This is a genomic window from Nocardia sp. JMUB6875, from assembly GCF_041154655.1.
Lineage (GTDB): Bacteria > Actinomycetota > Actinomycetes > Mycobacteriales > Mycobacteriaceae > Nocardia.
The window spans coordinates 1-15,187 of sequence record NZ_BAAFGR010000172.1 but is presented as its reverse complement, the minus strand read 5'-3'; the positions used below and the strand labels follow the sequence as shown (position 1 = coordinate 15,187).

The 15,187-nt window shown below is 67.2% G+C and carries 20 protein-coding genes; 8 read left to right on the top strand and 12 right to left on the bottom strand.

The genetic code is table 11. The features are described from left to right. Nucleotides 1-500 precede the first annotated feature (500 nt). Entirely contained in the window at nucleotides 501-1,454 is a 954-nt protein-coding gene (locus ACAM49_RS32450) for a hypothetical protein (protein ID WP_369639369.1), read from the top strand. On the opposite strand, the gene ACAM49_RS32445 is transcribed toward ACAM49_RS32450, so the two are convergent. From ACAM49_RS32445 to rlmN, 4 genes are all read right to left on the bottom strand, one after another. Further along, nucleotides 1,414-2,787, bottom strand: a complete 1,374-nt coding sequence (locus ACAM49_RS32445) for a cytochrome P450 (protein WP_369639368.1) — start codon at nucleotides 2,785-2,787, stop codon at nucleotides 1,414-1,416. The genes ACAM49_RS32450 and ACAM49_RS32445 overlap by 41 nt on opposite strands. A gap of 25 nt (nucleotides 2,788-2,812) precedes the next feature. Next, the gene (locus ACAM49_RS32440; RefSeq protein ID WP_369639367.1) at nucleotides 2,813-3,181 is read right to left on the bottom strand and encodes a DoxX family protein; all 369 of its coding nucleotides are present in this window, start codon (nucleotides 3,179-3,181) and stop codon (nucleotides 2,813-2,815) included. Nucleotides 3,182-3,303: 122 nt separating this feature from the next. Next, nucleotides 3,304-4,011 carry a hypothetical protein gene (locus ACAM49_RS32435; protein ID WP_369639366.1) on the bottom strand — a complete coding sequence of 236 codons (708 nt, stop codon included), beginning with the start codon at nucleotides 4,009-4,011 and terminating at the stop codon, nucleotides 3,304-3,306. A 52-nt stretch (nucleotides 4,012-4,063) separates the two neighbouring features. Then, the gene (rlmN, locus tag ACAM49_RS32430) at nucleotides 4,064-5,173 is read right to left on the bottom strand and encodes a 23S rRNA (adenine(2503)-C(2))-methyltransferase RlmN (protein WP_369639365.1); all 1,110 of its coding nucleotides are present in this window, start codon (nucleotides 5,171-5,173) and stop codon (nucleotides 4,064-4,066) included. Between the two features lie 73 nt (nucleotides 5,174-5,246). Here rlmN and ACAM49_RS32425 point away from each other — a divergent pair, with 73 nt between their 5' ends. Next, nucleotides 5,247-5,471, top strand: a complete 225-nt coding sequence (locus tag ACAM49_RS32425; protein ID WP_369639364.1) for a hypothetical protein — start codon at nucleotides 5,247-5,249, stop codon at nucleotides 5,469-5,471. A gap of 20 nt (nucleotides 5,472-5,491) precedes the next feature. After that, nucleotides 5,492-5,812 (top strand): lipopolysaccharide assembly LapA domain-containing protein, encoded by a 321-nt coding sequence (locus ACAM49_RS32420; protein WP_369639363.1) that lies wholly within the window; start codon nucleotides 5,492-5,494, stop codon nucleotides 5,810-5,812. A 1-nt stretch (nucleotide 5,813) separates the two neighbouring features. Here the strand turns inward: ACAM49_RS32420 and ACAM49_RS32415 are convergent, their stop codons facing one another. The 4 genes from ACAM49_RS32415 to ACAM49_RS32400 all read right to left on the bottom strand — a co-directional run bounded on the left by ACAM49_RS32415 (nucleotide 5,814) and on the right by ACAM49_RS32400 (nucleotide 9,322). After that, nucleotides 5,814-6,851, bottom strand: a complete 1,038-nt coding sequence (locus tag ACAM49_RS32415) for a phosphatidate cytidylyltransferase (RefSeq protein WP_369639362.1) — start codon at nucleotides 6,849-6,851, stop codon at nucleotides 5,814-5,816. 65 nt (nucleotides 6,852-6,916) lie between these two features. After that, nucleotides 6,917-7,474 (bottom strand): ribosome recycling factor, encoded by a 558-nt coding sequence (frr, locus tag ACAM49_RS32410; RefSeq protein WP_369639361.1) that lies wholly within the window; start codon nucleotides 7,472-7,474, stop codon nucleotides 6,917-6,919. Nucleotides 7,475-7,535: 61 nt separating this feature from the next. Further along, nucleotides 7,536-8,270, bottom strand: a complete 735-nt coding sequence (gene pyrH / locus ACAM49_RS32405; protein WP_040810948.1) for a UMP kinase — start codon at nucleotides 8,268-8,270, stop codon at nucleotides 7,536-7,538. Between the two features lie 161 nt (nucleotides 8,271-8,431). Beyond that, nucleotides 8,432-9,322, bottom strand: a complete 891-nt coding sequence (locus tag ACAM49_RS32400) for a helix-turn-helix transcriptional regulator (RefSeq protein ID WP_369639360.1) — start codon at nucleotides 9,320-9,322, stop codon at nucleotides 8,432-8,434. Nucleotides 9,323-9,428: 106 nt separating this feature from the next. On the opposite strand from ACAM49_RS32400, the gene ACAM49_RS32395 reads away from it, so the two are divergent. The 4 genes from ACAM49_RS32395 to ACAM49_RS32380 all read left to right on the top strand — a co-directional run bounded on the left by ACAM49_RS32395 (nucleotide 9,429) and on the right by ACAM49_RS32380 (nucleotide 11,721). Then, nucleotides 9,429-10,313, top strand: a complete 885-nt coding sequence (locus ACAM49_RS32395) for an NmrA/HSCARG family protein (RefSeq protein WP_369639359.1) — start codon at nucleotides 9,429-9,431, stop codon at nucleotides 10,311-10,313. A gap of 24 nt (nucleotides 10,314-10,337) precedes the next feature. Further along, nucleotides 10,338-10,865 (top strand): cupin domain-containing protein, encoded by a 528-nt coding sequence (locus ACAM49_RS32390; protein ID WP_369639358.1) that lies wholly within the window; start codon nucleotides 10,338-10,340, stop codon nucleotides 10,863-10,865. A 92-nt stretch (nucleotides 10,866-10,957) separates the two neighbouring features. After that, nucleotides 10,958-11,332 (top strand): hypothetical protein, encoded by a 375-nt coding sequence (locus ACAM49_RS32385; protein WP_369639357.1) that lies wholly within the window; start codon nucleotides 10,958-10,960, stop codon nucleotides 11,330-11,332. 2 nt (nucleotides 11,333-11,334) lie between these two features. Then, nucleotides 11,335-11,721: a hypothetical protein gene (locus ACAM49_RS32380; RefSeq protein ID WP_369639356.1), complete on the top strand. Its 387-nt coding sequence runs from the start codon at nucleotides 11,335-11,337 to the stop codon at nucleotides 11,719-11,721. Nucleotides 11,722-11,812: 91 nt separating this feature from the next. Here the strand turns inward: ACAM49_RS32380 and tsf are convergent, their stop codons facing one another. Further along, nucleotides 11,813-12,628: a translation elongation factor Ts gene (tsf, locus tag ACAM49_RS32375; protein ID WP_040810952.1), complete on the bottom strand. Its 816-nt coding sequence runs from the start codon at nucleotides 12,626-12,628 to the stop codon at nucleotides 11,813-11,815. Nucleotides 12,629-12,736: 108 nt separating this feature from the next. After that, a complete protein-coding gene (gene rpsB, locus ACAM49_RS32370) occupies nucleotides 12,737-13,588 on the bottom strand; it encodes a 30S ribosomal protein S2 (RefSeq protein WP_369639355.1) in 852 nt (283 codons plus the stop codon). A 255-nt stretch (nucleotides 13,589-13,843) separates the two neighbouring features. On the opposite strand from rpsB, the gene ACAM49_RS32365 reads away from it, so the two are divergent. Next, a complete protein-coding gene (locus tag ACAM49_RS32365) occupies nucleotides 13,844-14,380 on the top strand; it encodes a GNAT family N-acetyltransferase (protein WP_369639354.1) in 537 nt (178 codons plus the stop codon). Here ACAM49_RS32365 and ACAM49_RS32360 read toward each other — a convergent pair. Further along, the gene (locus ACAM49_RS32360) at nucleotides 14,359-14,688 is read right to left on the bottom strand and encodes a DUF202 domain-containing protein (RefSeq protein ID WP_369639353.1); all 330 of its coding nucleotides are present in this window, start codon (nucleotides 14,686-14,688) and stop codon (nucleotides 14,359-14,361) included. The genes ACAM49_RS32365 and ACAM49_RS32360 overlap by 22 nt on opposite strands. Beyond that, entirely contained in the window at nucleotides 14,685-15,032 is a 348-nt protein-coding gene (locus ACAM49_RS32355) for a YidH family protein (protein WP_369639352.1), read from the bottom strand. Before ACAM49_RS32355 ends, ACAM49_RS32360 begins: the two co-directional genes overlap by 4 nt. Between the last annotated feature and the right edge of the window lie 155 nt (nucleotides 15,033-15,187).

The following is a 15,187-nucleotide window of genomic DNA, read 5'->3' as shown; positions in this document are numbered from 1 at the left end:
ATCTACACCGGCCCCCCGAACCCGGCCGCCTCGAGCTCCGCCGCGAACCCGGAGGTCACATCGCGGCGCGTAGAAAACGGATCGACATGCCCCACAACGACCCCGATACGAAAACGAGCCTTCCACCCCGAGCATAAGCCGATCACCGCGTGTGCGCGCAGGAGTCGCCCGCCTCCACCGATCTTCGCACCCCCCCGGGTCGGTTGCCCCACGGCCCGGCATCAGCGCACTCGGAAGAATTCCTCCGAGACGGGTCCAGCGAGTCGAGGAGCTCGATGCGCAGTCGGTCGAGGTGATGTCGGTGGCGGCGTCGAAGCGAGCGGAAAGGAGCCCGGTGCGGGCGATGAGACCAGGCTTGGCGAATCGTCAAGTGTGCGAAGGGTTCTCCAAGATCGCGGCCGGAAAATGGCGGTGGGATTCCGGTCTCGTGCGGTCGGTGACCCGGGGATCATGGATGCGACGGGTTCCCGACCGCCCGTCCGGAATACGGAGAGTCTGTCATGACGACTGTCGGCGATCAGGAACTGTGGTGTCCGTTGCGGGGATCGGTGCATCCCCTGCGCGTGGCCGTCGAGGCGGACAGCCGGGCGTGGCTCGACGGGCACGGGGTGATGCCGGCCGCGCGGGTCGAGGAGTTCTGGGCCGGTGCGCCAGGGGCTTTGGGGTCCTACACCTATCCGCGCGGGACTCGGGAGGGGACGCAGCTGGCGACCGATTTCATCACGTGGCTGTTCGCGTTCGACGATCTGTACTGCGACGGCAATCGGATCGGGAGTGATCCGGTCGGGTTCAGTGCGGTGATCGGGGAGCTGATCGAGGTGCTCGAGGCGCCGGAATCGGGGAATTCGCAGGAGCTTCCGGTGCGGCGGGCGCTGCGTGACCTGCACGGGAGGGTTGCGGCGATGGGCTCGCCGGTGCAGCGGCAGCGGTGGGCGGCGGACACCGAGCGGTATCTGCTCACCAAGTTGTGGGAGGCGGGGCGGCGTCAGGCCAGGTCGCTGCCGCCGCTGGCCTCGTACGCGCATATGCGCAGGCTCGGCGGGGCCAACGTCGCCTGCCTCATGCTGACCGATATCAGCCTGGATTGCGAGGTCCCGGCGGACGTGATGTGCGGTGCCCGGATGAACGAATTGGTCCAGGCCGCTGCCGATCTCGCGGATCTCGACAACGATCTGCTGTCGTATGCCAGGGAGAGCGGGCCCGATGAGGAATTCCCCATCAACGGCGTGACGGCGGCGGCTCAGCACGGTGCTCCCGACCTCGCCGCGGCGGTTCGGTGCGTGGTGGATTTCCGCGACACCCGGATGCGCACGCTGCTCGATGCATCGGCCTATTTCGCTGCGGATCCGGATAGCGCGGCCGCCGATTTCAGCCGGGGCGTCTGCGACTGGGTCAGCGGTCACATCGACTGGATCATGAAGTCCGGTCGCTATTCTCGGCTTCCGGCCGCGTGACGCCGCGCCCGACGGGTGTCGCCGCGGTGACTCGCATGCGCAGGTGCCGGGGTTGCAGCGTGGCGGATCGGGCCGGGCGGGGGTCGCTGCCGGGCAGGGTCTTCAGCCGCCAGCGGGAGGCGATGCTGGCCAGCGCGAGCGTCATCTCCGTCATCGCGAAGTCCTCGCCGATGCATTTGCGCGCGCCGTCGGCGAAGGCCAGGAAGCCGCCGCGGGACCCGGGTTTGGCCGCCAGCCAGCGGTCCGGGTCGAATCGATCGGGGTCGGGGTAGAGATCGGCGCGGTGCTGGATCGTGAAAGCGCTGTACAGCACCGTGGTTCCGGCGGCGAGCGGGTGGCCGCCGAGTTCGGTGTCCTCGCTGACGGTGCGGGTGACGAACCAGACCGGTGGACGCAGGCGCAGGGTTTCGGTGATCACGCGCCTGGTGAGGGGTAGATGCGGCAGGTCTTCGTAGCGGGCAGACCGACCACCCAGTACCGAATCGACTTCGGCGTATAGACGATCCGCGACATCCGCATGCTGATCGAGCAGATACAGCGCCCACGCCAGCGCGGTACCGGTGGTCTCGGTCCCCGCGACGAAGAACGTGATGACATGGTCACTGATCTCCTGATCACTGAACCCCTCCCCACTCGTGTCACGCGCAGAGATCAACGCCGACAACAGATCTCCCCCATCAGTCCCCGCGGAACGCCGAGCACCGATGATCTCCGCCAGCGCGGCCCGCAAATTCGTGATCGCCCGCTCATACCCCCGATTCCCCGGCGTCGGCACCCGCAACAGCGGCGCGGGCATCACCGTCCGCACCATCAACGCCGCCACCACCCGATCGAGATCCTCCAGCATCCGCGTCAACCGCGCCCCCGGCACCGAATGCGTGAACAACGCGGCCGCCGTCACCCCCGAAGTCAGCGCATGCATCTCCGCCTTCACATCGAGAACCCGCCCATCCCACCAGGATTCGACCGTCTCCCCGATCCGCCGACTCATCACCGCCGCATACTCCCCGGTCCGACCCGCCTGAAACAACGGCTGCAACAACCGCCGATGCCGCCGATGCACCGAATACGGACAAGTCACCAACCCTTCCCCCAACACCTCCCGAACCCGATCCAACAACGCCCCACCCTTGTCGAAAACCCGATCCCGCCGCAACAGTTCCCTGGTCAACTCCGGATCACAAACGGCCACCGCACTCACCGGCCCTAGCCCGATCCGCACCAGATCCCCGTGCGCAGGCAGCGATCTCAAGAACTCCAGCGGATCACGCACCAGCGAAGCCACATGCCCGAGCAGGGGCATCCGACGCGGAGCGACAGCGATCGATCCCATCAACCAACTTTCCCAGACCCACCCCTCACAACCCGGCAAATCGACCCACGGCCACCAGAATCGCGATGATCAGAATGGTCGTAGTGATAGCGATGTTCTTCGGCTCCCGCAGCCGAAGGTGCGCAATGATCGCACCAACCATCACCACCGCGAACCCCACCGCGGCCAAAGGCGTCAGCACCGGCGCAATCCCGGTCCACCACGGCACGATGATCCCGACAACACCGAGCAATTCACACGCGGCGGTCACCTTGACAACAGCGCGCGAATACAACCCAACCCCGGTCTGCCCCAGCTCAACCAGCCGCTCCCGCGACAGTGTGGACTTGGCCGAACCCGATACGGCGAACACAACAGCCAAAGCGATCTGCCCGATCCAAAGTAAGACGTTCACAACAACCTCCTCGATTGCTTATCGCCATACGACAATCGAGCACCGGTGAACGTGACAGCCGTCGGCTGGTCAGGCGAGGTTCAGGGCGATGGTGAGGTAGAGGAGGACTGCGAGAAGGTCGGCTACCGGCCGGGGTACATCGGGTAGGTGGGGGACGGGCGGAAGTAGGCGCTCGACTGGTTGTTCCACAGCAGGATTACCGCGCCCAGGCCGACGGACCAGGTCAGGAGGCCGAAAACGGTTGAGATCACCGCGGTGTCGACGTTGGGCAGGAACAGGCCGATCAGGGTGAGCAGCGTGGACAAGGAGTAGAGGGCGAAGAAGACGGTGCTCGTGATGCGGGCCCAGTTCTTGCCGGCCCGGGTCGCGAACGCCATCCAGAGCCAGAGGCCGATGGAAATCACGGACATCACGATGCCTACGCCGAACGAGACGTTTGTGATCGTATCGATGTCGCTCTCGGTCAGGGCGCCGCTCGAACTCTCGGAAGCCTTGTCCCGCACCGTCGACAGCTGGGTGAGGCCGTACAGCGTGCTGATCAGCGTCAGCACGGCACCGGCCAGTATGAGATAGAAGGCGTTCATCACCGGCTGTGGCGGCTTCGACGCCCCAGCCGGTCCACCCGGATACTGCGCCATCCCCGGAAACGGCTGATACGCCGCGGGATCCTGATACGGCGGCTGCCCAGGCGCGGCCGGGTATGGCTGTGACGCGGCCGAATACGGGTGTGGCGCGGGCGGATACGGGTGCGGGTAGGACTGCTGCGCGGCCGGATCCCAATAGGGCTGTTGCGCCGGATCTTGATTCGGCTGCGGTTCTGGATAGGTCACTGTCGCTCCCCTCAACGGTGCATTCGCCGGAGCATACGGGCAAACGCGGTATCTAGCCCTCGGCGGCGAGCTGGCCGCAGGCGGCGGCGATTTCCTGGCCTCGGGTGTCGCGGACGGTGCAGGTGACGCCCTGGGCCTGGACGCGGCGGACGAATTCGTCCTGGACCGGTTTGGGGCTGGCGTCCCACTTGCTGCCGGGGGTGGGGTTGAGGGGGATGAGGTTGACGTGGACCAGGGGGCCCAGCGCCTTGTGGAGTTTCTTGCCGAGCATGTCGGCACGCCACGGGTGGTCGTTGATGTCGCGGATCAGCGCGTATTCGATGGAGACGCGGCGGCCGGACTTGTCGGCGTAATAGCGTGCGGCGTCGAGGACTTCGGCGACCGGCCAGCGATTGTTGACCGGTACCAAGGTGTCTCGGAGTTCGTCGTCCGGAGTGTGCAGGGAGACAGCGAGTCTCACCGACATGTTCTCATCGGCCAGCTTGCGGATGGCGGGGGCGAGGCCGACGGTCGACACCGTGACCGAGCGCTGCGAGATACCGAAACCCTCCGGCGAGGGAGACGTGATGCGGCGAACCGCGTTCACCACGCGCTTGTAGTTGGCCAGCGGCTCACCCATGCCCATGAACACGATGTTGGACAGGCGGCCCGGCCCACCCGCGACCTCACCGTCGCGCAGGGCGGCAGCGGCGGCGCGCACCTGGTCGACGATCTCGGCGGTGGACAGATTGCGGTTGAGCCCGCCCTGCCCGGTGGCACAGAACGGGCAAGCCATGCCGCAACCCGCCTGCGAGGAGATGCACAGCGTGTTGCGGTCCGGATAGCGCATGAGGACGGACTCCAGCAGCGTGCCGTCGTTCGCCTTCCACAGCGACTTACGGGTGGTGCCGTCATCGCATTCGATGTGGCGGATCTCGGTCAGCAGCGTCGGGAACAACGCCTCGGCGACCTTGGCGCGCATCGCCTCCGGCAGATCGGTCATCTTGTCCGGATCGGCCACCAACCGCCCGTAGTACTGCCGGGCGATCTGATCGGCCCGGAACTTCGGCAGCCCGAGCTCCTCGACCACCGCCTTGCGCTCCTGCGCATCGAGGTCGGCGAGATGCCGGGGCGGCATGCCGCGACGCGGGGCATCGAAAACGAGGGGCAAGGGAGTCGTCATAACCCGTCCAGTGTACGTACCGGCGTTTTCCCGGTTACGGCCGGATTCCAGGGCACGGCGGTACCCTCGGCCCGTGACCGAACCGGATCCACAATTGGAGGAGCTGGCGGAGCAGCGGGCCATGCTCCGCGCGGCGTACGCGGAATTCGACCTCGTCGACGAGTTCGCCGGGGTGAATCAGCACCTGGACCAGCTGATCGCCGGGCTCGAGGACATCGGCCGGGAACTCGACGACGCGTTGGCCAGGCTCGACGACGCGGAACAGGTCGACGACCCGATATCCGAGCTTCCGTCATAGCGATCAGCAATGATCGAGCTATGACAACCGCCGTGCCAGACGCCGGGGCGGATCCGACCCCGAGCAAGGGAAATTCGAAGCACAAGGGCCAGGGCGCTCTCAAGACCCGCGCCGGTTATGCGTGGATCGGCCTGGTCATCGCCGCGTTGATCGGCATCGCGCTGCTGGTCTTCATCCTGCAGAACCTCGAACAGGTCAATGTGACCGTCTTCGCCTGGGATTGGAATCTGCCCCTGGGCGTTCTCGTCCTGCTGTCGGTCATCGCGGGTGCGCTGGTCACCGCGCTAATCGGCGGCTACCGCATCCTGCAACTGCGGCGCGCCGCCAAGAAAGCCAAGTAGCTCAGAGCAGCGCGGTCAGCACGAGCCAGGCCACGAACGCGGACGGCAGCATGGAGTCCAGTCGATCCATGATGCCGCCGTGTCCGGGCAGCAGCGTGCCCATGTCCTTGATGCCCAGCTCCCGCTTGATCTGCGATTCGATCAGATCGCCGCTGGTCGCCACGAGCACCAGCCCCGCGCCCAGCAGCACGCCGATCATCGAATTCGCCTGCAGCAGCAGCGTCACCGTCAGCAGACCGCCGATCACGCAGAACACCAGCGACCCGGCGAAGCCCTCCCAGGACTTCTTCGGGCTGATGTGCGGCACCATCGGATGCTTGCCGAACAGCACCCCGGCCACGTACCCGCCCACATCGGAGCAGACCACCAGGATCATGAAGGTCAGCACCCGCAGATTGCCGTCGTCCTGGGACAGCATGAGCACCGCGAACGCGGCCAGCAGCGGCACCCAGGTCAGCACGAAGACCGAGATCGCGGTGTCGCGCAGGTAGTTTCGCGGCGTCGCCGTCAGGCCGTGGTCGAACAGCCGCCACACCATCAGGGTCAGCGCCGTCGCGCCGAACGCGCCCAGCACGCCCTGCGGCCCGAGCGGCCAGGCCAGCCAGACCACCGCCTGCCCGCCGACCAGCAGCGGAATCCGCGGCACCAGCACATCGGCCTCGCGCAGCCGCTTGGTCACCTCCCAGGTGGCCACCGCGACCGCCACCGCGATCACGCCGACGAGCACCTTGGGCGCCCACAGCAGAATCGCGATGAGGGACAACCCCAGCCCGAATCCGACCGCCAGCGCGGCCGGCAGATTGCGGCCCGCCTTCGACGCGGGCGCCTTGCCCTCGGACCCAGCGCCGCCCTCGAATCCACCGCCCGCGGGCCCGGCCGAGTCGGCGGTGCCCGGTTCGACCTGATTGCCGCCCGCATCGACCGAATTGCCCGATACCGCCGACGTCGCGGCCGCGGCATTCGCCGACGACGCGATGGCTTCCTCCGGCACCTCGCCGGTGGCGGCAGTCTCTTCGGCCACGATTGTCCCGTCGCTCAACTTGTCGTCCGTTCGTCCCTACCCCCGGCCGGAGACCGGCCGTCTCAGCACTCCAGCGGCAGGCGCTAGACCTCGAGCAGTTCGCCTTCTTTGTGCTTCACCAGCTCGTCGACCTGCGCCACGTACTTCTGGGTGGTCTTGTCGAGTTCCTTCTCGGCGCGACCGACCTCGTCCTCGCCCGCCTCGCCGTCCTTCTGGATGCGGTTGAGCTCATCCATGGCCTTGCGGCGGACATTGCGGATGGCGATCTTGGCGTCCTCGCCCTTGGACTTGGCCTGCTTCACCATCTCCCGGCGGCGCTCCTCGGTGAGCTGCGGGATCGAGACCCGGATGATGTCACCGTTGTTGGTCGGATTCACCCCGAGATCGGAATTGCGGATGGCGGTTTCGATCGGCTGCATCTGCGCCTGCTCGTACGGCTTGATCACCACCATGCGCGGTTCTGGCACGGTGATCGAGGAGATCTGGGTGATCGGTGTCATCGACCCGTAGTACTCGACCACGATGCGCGAGAACATGCCCGGATTAGCACGACCGGTCCGGATCGAGCCCAGGTCGTCCTTCACCACCGAGACGGCCTTCTCGAACTTTTCCTCGGCGTCGAAGAGCGCTTCTTCAATCACGGCGTTTCCTCCACTGCGTCATGGTTCTTGTCGTCGGTCACGACCGGACCCTGGTCAACGGTCACGACCTGACCAGGGTGCCGATCTTCTCACCGGCGACAGCGCGGGCGATATTTCCCTTGGTCAACAAATTGAACACCAGCATCGGCATCTGGTTGTCCATACACAGGCTGAAGGCGGTGGCATCGGCGACCTTGAGGCCGCGCTCCAACGCCTCCTTGTGGGTGATCTCGGTGAACATGGTGGCGTCGGGATCCTCCTTGGGATCCGCGGTGTAGACGCCGTCCACGGCCTTGGCCATGAGCACCACTTCGGCGCCGATCTCCAGCGCGCGCTGGGCGGCGGTGGTGTCGGTCGAGAAGTAGGGCATGCCCATGCCCGCGCCGAAGATCACGACGCGGCCCTTCTCCAGGTGGCGCTTGGCGCGCAGCGGCAGGTAGGGCTCGGCGACCTGGCCCATGGTGATGGCGGTCTGCACCCGGGTGTCGATGCCCTGCTTCTGCAGGAAATCCTGCAGCGCAAGGGAATTCATGACGGTGCCGAGCATGCCCATGTAGTCCGAGCGGGCCCGCTCCATGCCGCGCTCCTCGAGCTCGGCGCCGCGGAAGAAGTTGCCGCCGCCGATCACGACCGCCACCTGGACGCCCTCGGAGACGACCTCGGCGATCTGTTCGGCGACCATCTGCACCACATCGGGATCGAGACCCACCCGGCCACCGCCGAACATCTCGCCACCCAGCTTGAGGAGCACTCGGCGATAGCCCTTGCGATCGGGGGCGGTATCCGGGTCCGTCATCGGTCTCCTTGTCTCGGCGGTGCAATCGAGCGTCTGGTGGGGCGATGTGCGCGGGCACATGAAAAGACCATCCCGGCCGACGAATTGCACGGGACGGCTACAAAGCTTCATCTATCCTGCCTCACGACCGGTCACGACGGTGACCCGACCCTCGATACGGCCTACTGATTCGTGACTTTTCGGGCGGGCTGTCCGGCCGCCAGCACGGCCGCGATGCGCTCGGCCGCGACCGGCGTGGCGGGGGCCTGGATCACCATCAGCAGGTTCGGGTCCTCGGCCGGGCGCAACTGGAACACCTCGAGTTCGATCGAACCGACGCCCGGATGGTTCACCACGATGGTCGCGGGGCGAAACCTGCGCACCGGGTACTCCGACCACCAGCGGCGGAATTCCGGGCTGGCGACGGTCAATCCGGCGACCAGGGCGGCGAGGCGAGCATCGTCGGGACGGCGGCCGAGCGCATCGCGCAACTGGCTCACCACGGCGCGCGCGGCCCGCGCCCAGTGGGTCATCCGCCTGCGATTCTCGTTCTCGGTGAACATCATCCAGATCAGATTGCGGCGCTCGGGCGGCAGGTCGAGCGGGTCGTCGCGGACCAACACGTAGGCGCGATTCCAGACCAGATAGTCGAAACAGGCGTCGTAGATGCTGGCGGGGCTGGGCATGACGGCGTCCACCAGGCGTTGCAGACGCGCCCGGTCGGTATCGATATCGGGGTCCTCGGGCTCCGCCAGCCCGGCCAGAAACCTCAGGTGGCGATGCTGATCCGGATCCAGCCGCAGCGTCCGGGCCAGCGCGTCGATGACCTGGCGGCTGGCCGCCACCTCCCGGCCCTGCTCGAGCCAGGTGTACCAGGTCACCCCGACGCCCGACAGCTCGGCGACCTCCTCGCGCCGCAAGCCCGGTGTCCGCCGCCGCGCCGGATCGCCGTAGGGCACCAGACCCACGTCCGCCGGCTGTAATCTGGCACGCTGCGCCCGCAGGAATTCACCGAGTTGGACGTGCCGGGCCGAGACCGGGCGGGAATCGGAAGTGCCTTTGCCACTTACCATCTGGATAGCCCCCTGTACAGGTACCTGACTAGCAGTATCACCACCAGGACAGATCCGCGCGCGCCTTCCTACGGTCGAAGCGAGATCGACACGGCAGGAGCTGGGCATGAGTACAGGGCGTGGACCGGTACTGGTCATCGGAGCAACCGGGCGGCAAGGCGGCGCGGCCGCCCGCGCCCTCCTCGAAAAGGGCTGGCCGGTACGGGCTTTCGTCCGCGACCCGGAGAAGCCCGCGGCCCGGCGACTGCGCGACGCGGGCGCGGAACTGGTCACCGGCGACCTCGACGACGAGGACTCGCTGCGCGCCGCCCTGGACGGCGCCTACGGCGTCTTCCTCATGCTGACCATGATGGACGGCGTCCACATCAGCCTCGACGCCATCGCGGCCGAGGAACGGCACGGCAAGGCGGTGGCGGATCTGGCCGCCAAGAGCGGCGTCGAGCACTTCGTCTACAGCTCCCTGCGCGGTGTCGGCGCGGGCTCGGGCATCGAGTACTACGACGCGAAAGAACACATCGAGAACCACATTCGCGCGCTCGGCCTGCCCGCCACCATGCTGCGGCCGGTGTCGTTCATGGACAACTTCGCGACCTACAGCAAGCCCGTCCGCGACGGGGACAACCTGGTGCTGGCGCTGGCGGTGCCGCCCGAACAGCCGATGCCGCTGATCGCCATCGAGGATATCGGCCGCTTCGCCGCGGTGGCCTTCGAGCGCCCCGGCGACTTCATCGGCCGCACCGTCGATCTCGCGGGCGATGCCCCCACACCGGTCCAGATCGCCGAAACCCTCGCCCGCACAGCCGGATTGACCCCGCGCAACGTGCAGGTGCCGGTCGAGCAGATCCGCGCCTTCGACGAGCAGGTGGGAAAGATGTTCGCCTACTTCAACTCCCACCCCGAACCGCCCGTCGACCTCGCCGCCCTGCGCGCCGACCTGCCCGAACTGATGACCTTCCAGGCGTGGGTCGACCACACCGACTGGAAACTCTGAACCCGGAAATCCGAGGAGCACACCATGACCGACGGACTCCTGGCCGCCGACGGCCTGCTGCTGGCGCCCGGCGTGGGCGACAAGGTCCAGCCCACCATGACCATGAAGGTCGGCGCCGACCGCTCCGATGCCTGGTCGGCGTTCGAGGCCGAGGTCCCACCGGGTTTCGACGTCGGCGCGCACTGGCACGGCCACGCCGAGGAGATCTTCTACGTCGTCGAGGGCGAGCTGAACCTGCTGGCCTTCCACCCGCAGGCCAAGGCCATCGGCGACTGGCTCACCTGGGAAGCCGAGGACGGCACCACCGTCTACCGCGGCGGTCCCGGCAGCTTCATGTACGTCCCCGCGGGCTGCCCCCACGCCTTCTACAACCCCGGAACCACCACCGCCAAAATGCTTTTCATGGTCACCCCCTCCGGCCACGAGAAGTACCTCGCGGAGCTGAGCGAGCTCCTGCTCTCCGGTGAGGCCACCCCCGACCTGATCTCCGAGCTGCGCCTCAAGCACGACATCCACCAACTGACCCCGCTCCAGAACCGCCCTGCGGAGTAACCGGCAACCACCTGGCATCCGATGCGCTGCCCCGGTAATTCGGGGCGGCGAACCAGTTTGAAACGCGCAGATTTCAAATACGATCTGCGCCCATGATCTCCAAAACCGGCGCAGCCCGAACCGGATTCGCGGCCCTCGCCCTCGCGGCCGCCCTCGCCGCCACCGCGGGCCCGGCCACCGCCGACATCCCGCTCACCCCCGCCACCCCCGAATCGGTCAGCCTCGACAACACCGCCGGCCCGGCCACGGGCAGCGGAGGCACCGGCATCGACAACCTCCTCGGCATCCCGCTGCTCACCGGAAGCGCATTGGCACAGTCGAGCGGCGCCCCCGACATCAGCCAATACCTGGTCCAGTTCCTCAACTCCGGCAGCGGCCAGCTCACGGTCCCCTTCCTGTCCGGCTCCTTCCAGGGCTACTGCCTGCTCGACAGCCTGAGCGGCAACCCGTGGTGCGTGCGGAAATGACCATGCCCACACCACGATTCGCACCCCGCACCGCCTTCGCCGGCCTCGCCCTCGCCGCGGCCCTCACCACCGCCGCGGGCCCGGCCGCCGCCGACATCCCCCTCACCCCCTACTCACCCGACACCCCGAGCGAGATCGCCGTGGAGGGCGCCGGCGGCCCCGGCAGCAGCGACATACTGCTCGGCCCGGTCTCCGGCTCCGCCCTCGGCTCGGCCTCGCTCTCCTCGACCGGAAGCCGCAACGCGGGCCTGCTCGATCTGCCGATGGCTCTGGGATATGTCCCCTGCAACCCCGCCAAGAGCAGCGCCCTGGGAACTCTCGTCGCCGGGCTGATCGAGATCACCGGCAGCGTGTACTACGGCGCCGCCTGCCCGCCCCCGACCTCCTAGCCGAAGGCCATCGACCCGGGCAGGGAAAAGGAAAGGCCCCTCGCGCATCGGAATCCGATGGGCGAGGGGCCTTTTCGAGTGTGTCAGGCGATCAGGCCTGGCCGACCTCGAAGCGGGCGAAGCGGGTGATGGTGACACCGGCCTCGTCCAGCTGGGCCTTGACGGTCTTCTTGGAGTCGGTGACCGAGGCCTGCTCCAGGAGCACGACGTCCTTGTAGAAGCCGTTGACGCGGCCTTCGACGATCTTCGGCAGCGCGGCCTCCGGCTTGCCCTCTTCCTTGGCGGTCGCCTCGGCGATCTCGCGCTCCTTGGCGACGAGCTCGGCCGGGACGTCCTCGCGGGTGAGGTACTTGGCCTTGAGGGCGGCGACCTGCATGCCGGCGGCGCGGGCGGCCTCGGCGTTGTCACCGGTGTACTCGATCAGCACGCCGACGGACGGCGGCAGGTCGGTGGCACGCTTGTGCAGGTAGACGGTGGTCTGGCCGTCGAACGCGGCGACGCGGCGCAGCTCGAGCTTCTCGCCGATCTTGGCGGCCAGCTCCTGCAGCACCTGGTCGGCGGTCTTGCCATCGACGTCCAGCGCCTTCAGGGCGTCCAGGTCGGCCGGGCGGGCCTTCGCGGCGGCGGCCACGATGGCGTTCGCGACGTCCTGGAACTCCTGGTTCTTGGCGACGAAGTCGGTCTCGGAGTTGATCTCGATCAGGACGCCGTCCTGCGAGACGACCAGGCCCTCGGCGGTGGCGCGCTCGGCGCGCTTGCCGACATCCTTGGCGCCCTTGATGCGCAGGAACTCGACGGCCTTGTCGAAGTCGCCCGCGTTCTCCTCGAGCGCCTTCTTGCAGTCCATCATGCCGGAGCCGGTGAGCTCGCGGAGCCGCTTCACATCGGCGGCGGTGTAGTTCGCCATCTCGGGCGAGCCTCCCTTTGTGAGTGAAAGTCTGTGGGTGTCAACCTTGCCGACCGTTTTCGACCGAGAACGGTCGGCAAGGTGAACAGATGCCTCGCGGCGGGTGGATCAGAAGTCGGCCGGGGTCTTGGTGGCCGGGTCTTCCTTCAGCTCCGCCTCGGCAGCGGTCTCCGGCTCGGCGGCCGGGGCAGCCTGAGCCAGCAGCTCCTGCTCCCACTCGGCGAGCGGCTCGCCGGCGCCGGCCTCGGGCTTCGAGTCACCGGCGGCACGCGAGGCACGAGCCTGCACGCCCTCGGCGACGGCGGACGCGACGACCTTGGTCAGCAGCGCGGCCGAACGGATCGCGTCGTCGTTACCCGGGATCGGGTAGTCGACCAGGTCCGGGTCGCAGTTGGTGTCCAGGATCGCGATGACCGGGATGTTCAGCTTGCGAGCCTCGCCGACGGCGATGTGCTCCTTGTTGGTGTCGACAACCCAGATGGCCGAGGGAACCTTGGCCATGTCCCGGATGCCGCCCAGGGTGCGCTCCAGCTTGTTCTTCTCACGCGTCAGCATGAGGATTTCCTTCTTGGTGCGACCCTCGAAACCGCCGGTCTGCTCCATCGACTCCAGCTCCTTCAGGCGCTGCAGCCGCTTGTGGACGGTCGAGAAGTTGGTGAGCATGCCGCCCAGCCAGCGCTGGTTCACGTAGGGCATGCCGACGCGGGTCGCCTCGGCGGCGATCGACTCCTGGGCCTGCTTCTTGGTGCCGACGAAGAGGACGGTGCCGCCGTGGGCAACGGTCTCCTTGACGAACTCGTAGGCCTTGTCGATGTAGGTCAGCGTCTGCTGCAGATCGATGATGTAGATGCCGTTGCGGTCGGTGAAGATGAACCGCTTCATCTTCGGGTTCCACCGGCGGGTCTGGTGACCGAAGTGCGCGCCGCTGTCGAGCAGCTGCTTCATTGTTACGACAGCCATGGCTCCGTAACTTCCTCTCGTTGCTGGTTGACACAGGAATCGGCGATCCCTGCCCTGGCGCCCACGGCCACCGGAACCCTCCGAGAAAAATTCAGGGGGACCAGCCGGCGACACTCACTGTGGGCGCGCGAAGTCGGTTCGCGTTCACGCAAACCGCTGACCCAGTTTACGCAGCGGCGGGCCGAGACCGAAATCGGCCCCGGGGTCGGCGAAATTCGGATGCGGACGCGCAGGTCAGGGGCCTAGCGTGGACGGATGCTGCGGACCGGGAGGCTGATACTGACACCGCTGAGCGCGGACGACCACGACGCGTTGTCGAGGCTGTTGCGGAAGGCGGAAGTGCGTGAATTCCTGCTCGACGGGGAGGTGCTGAGCGACGCGGAAGTGACCGAGATCATCGTGAATTCCGAAAAGGATTTCGCTGCCTCGAATTTCGGGTTCTGGGGGTTGCGGTTGATCGGGAGCGGGGATCCGATCGGCGGCGGGGACCTGATCGGCACGGCCGGGCTCCGACGACTCGACGGCGGGCCGGAACTCGAGGTCGTCTACAGCCTCGATCCGGGCCATCAAGGGCGCGGGCTGGCGTTGGAGGCGGCCACGGCCGTGGTGGACTACGCGTTCGAGGTGCTCGGGCGCGACCGGGTGCTCGCCGAGATCGACGAGGGCAACGCGGCCTCGATCGCGCTGATCGAGCGGTTGGGGATGCGGGCGTTCGAAACCGTGCCCGGGGTGCTCGGGCCGATGGTGCACTTCGCGCTCGCGAATCCGCGTCAGGCGGCCGAGAGCGCGTAGGCGATCGAGATCGCCAGCGCGGTCGCCACCACCGCACCGATAGCGACGGCGAAGGCGGTGATGGAGCGTCTTCCATTGCTCCAGTTGCCTTTTCGATGCGAATGCAACACGGCGCTGCGGCGCACACAGACGACGGTGACCACCGCCAGCGCCACCATGGCGACGAGAGCGAGAACGACGACCGGCCGGTACTCGCTGGTGAACGCGACGCGCACGAACAGCAGCAGATTCGCCATGCAGCCGATGGCGGTCCGCCGCCACGCCAGCGCGGTCCGCTCGGCCGCCAGCCCCGCCTCCGGGCTGGTCACGACAACAACAACCCGAAGCTGGCCAGCACCGCGATAACCGCGATGCCGAAGGCGAGAATCGGCACCATCACCGTGTGCGGCAGCCGATCCCCGCGCTCCATCGCCGCCTGCACATGCCGCCACCGCCCATACGCCCCCACGGCGATAATCGCCGCCAGCACAATGCAACTCATCGCCACCGCACTCCGCAGCCCGTGCTGCCGGAACGGCCGCACCAACTCGTGCACCGCCACCCCACCGGCCAGCAGCCCCAACGCGGTCCGCATCCACGCCAGGAACGTGCGCTCATTGGCCAGCGTGAATCGATAATCGATCCCCTGCTCCAGGTCCTCCGAAGCGCTCATCGCGGTGTCCTCCAAAAACGCGAGCCTCATCCCCGGATGCGGCCGGGCGAAACCGGCACACGAGTGGCATTACTCCTGTTCACAACCGGTCGTGTCATCCACACTCGCCGAATACGCTATCCCGCCCCCGCATCCGAGCGCGCACGCTGATCCCA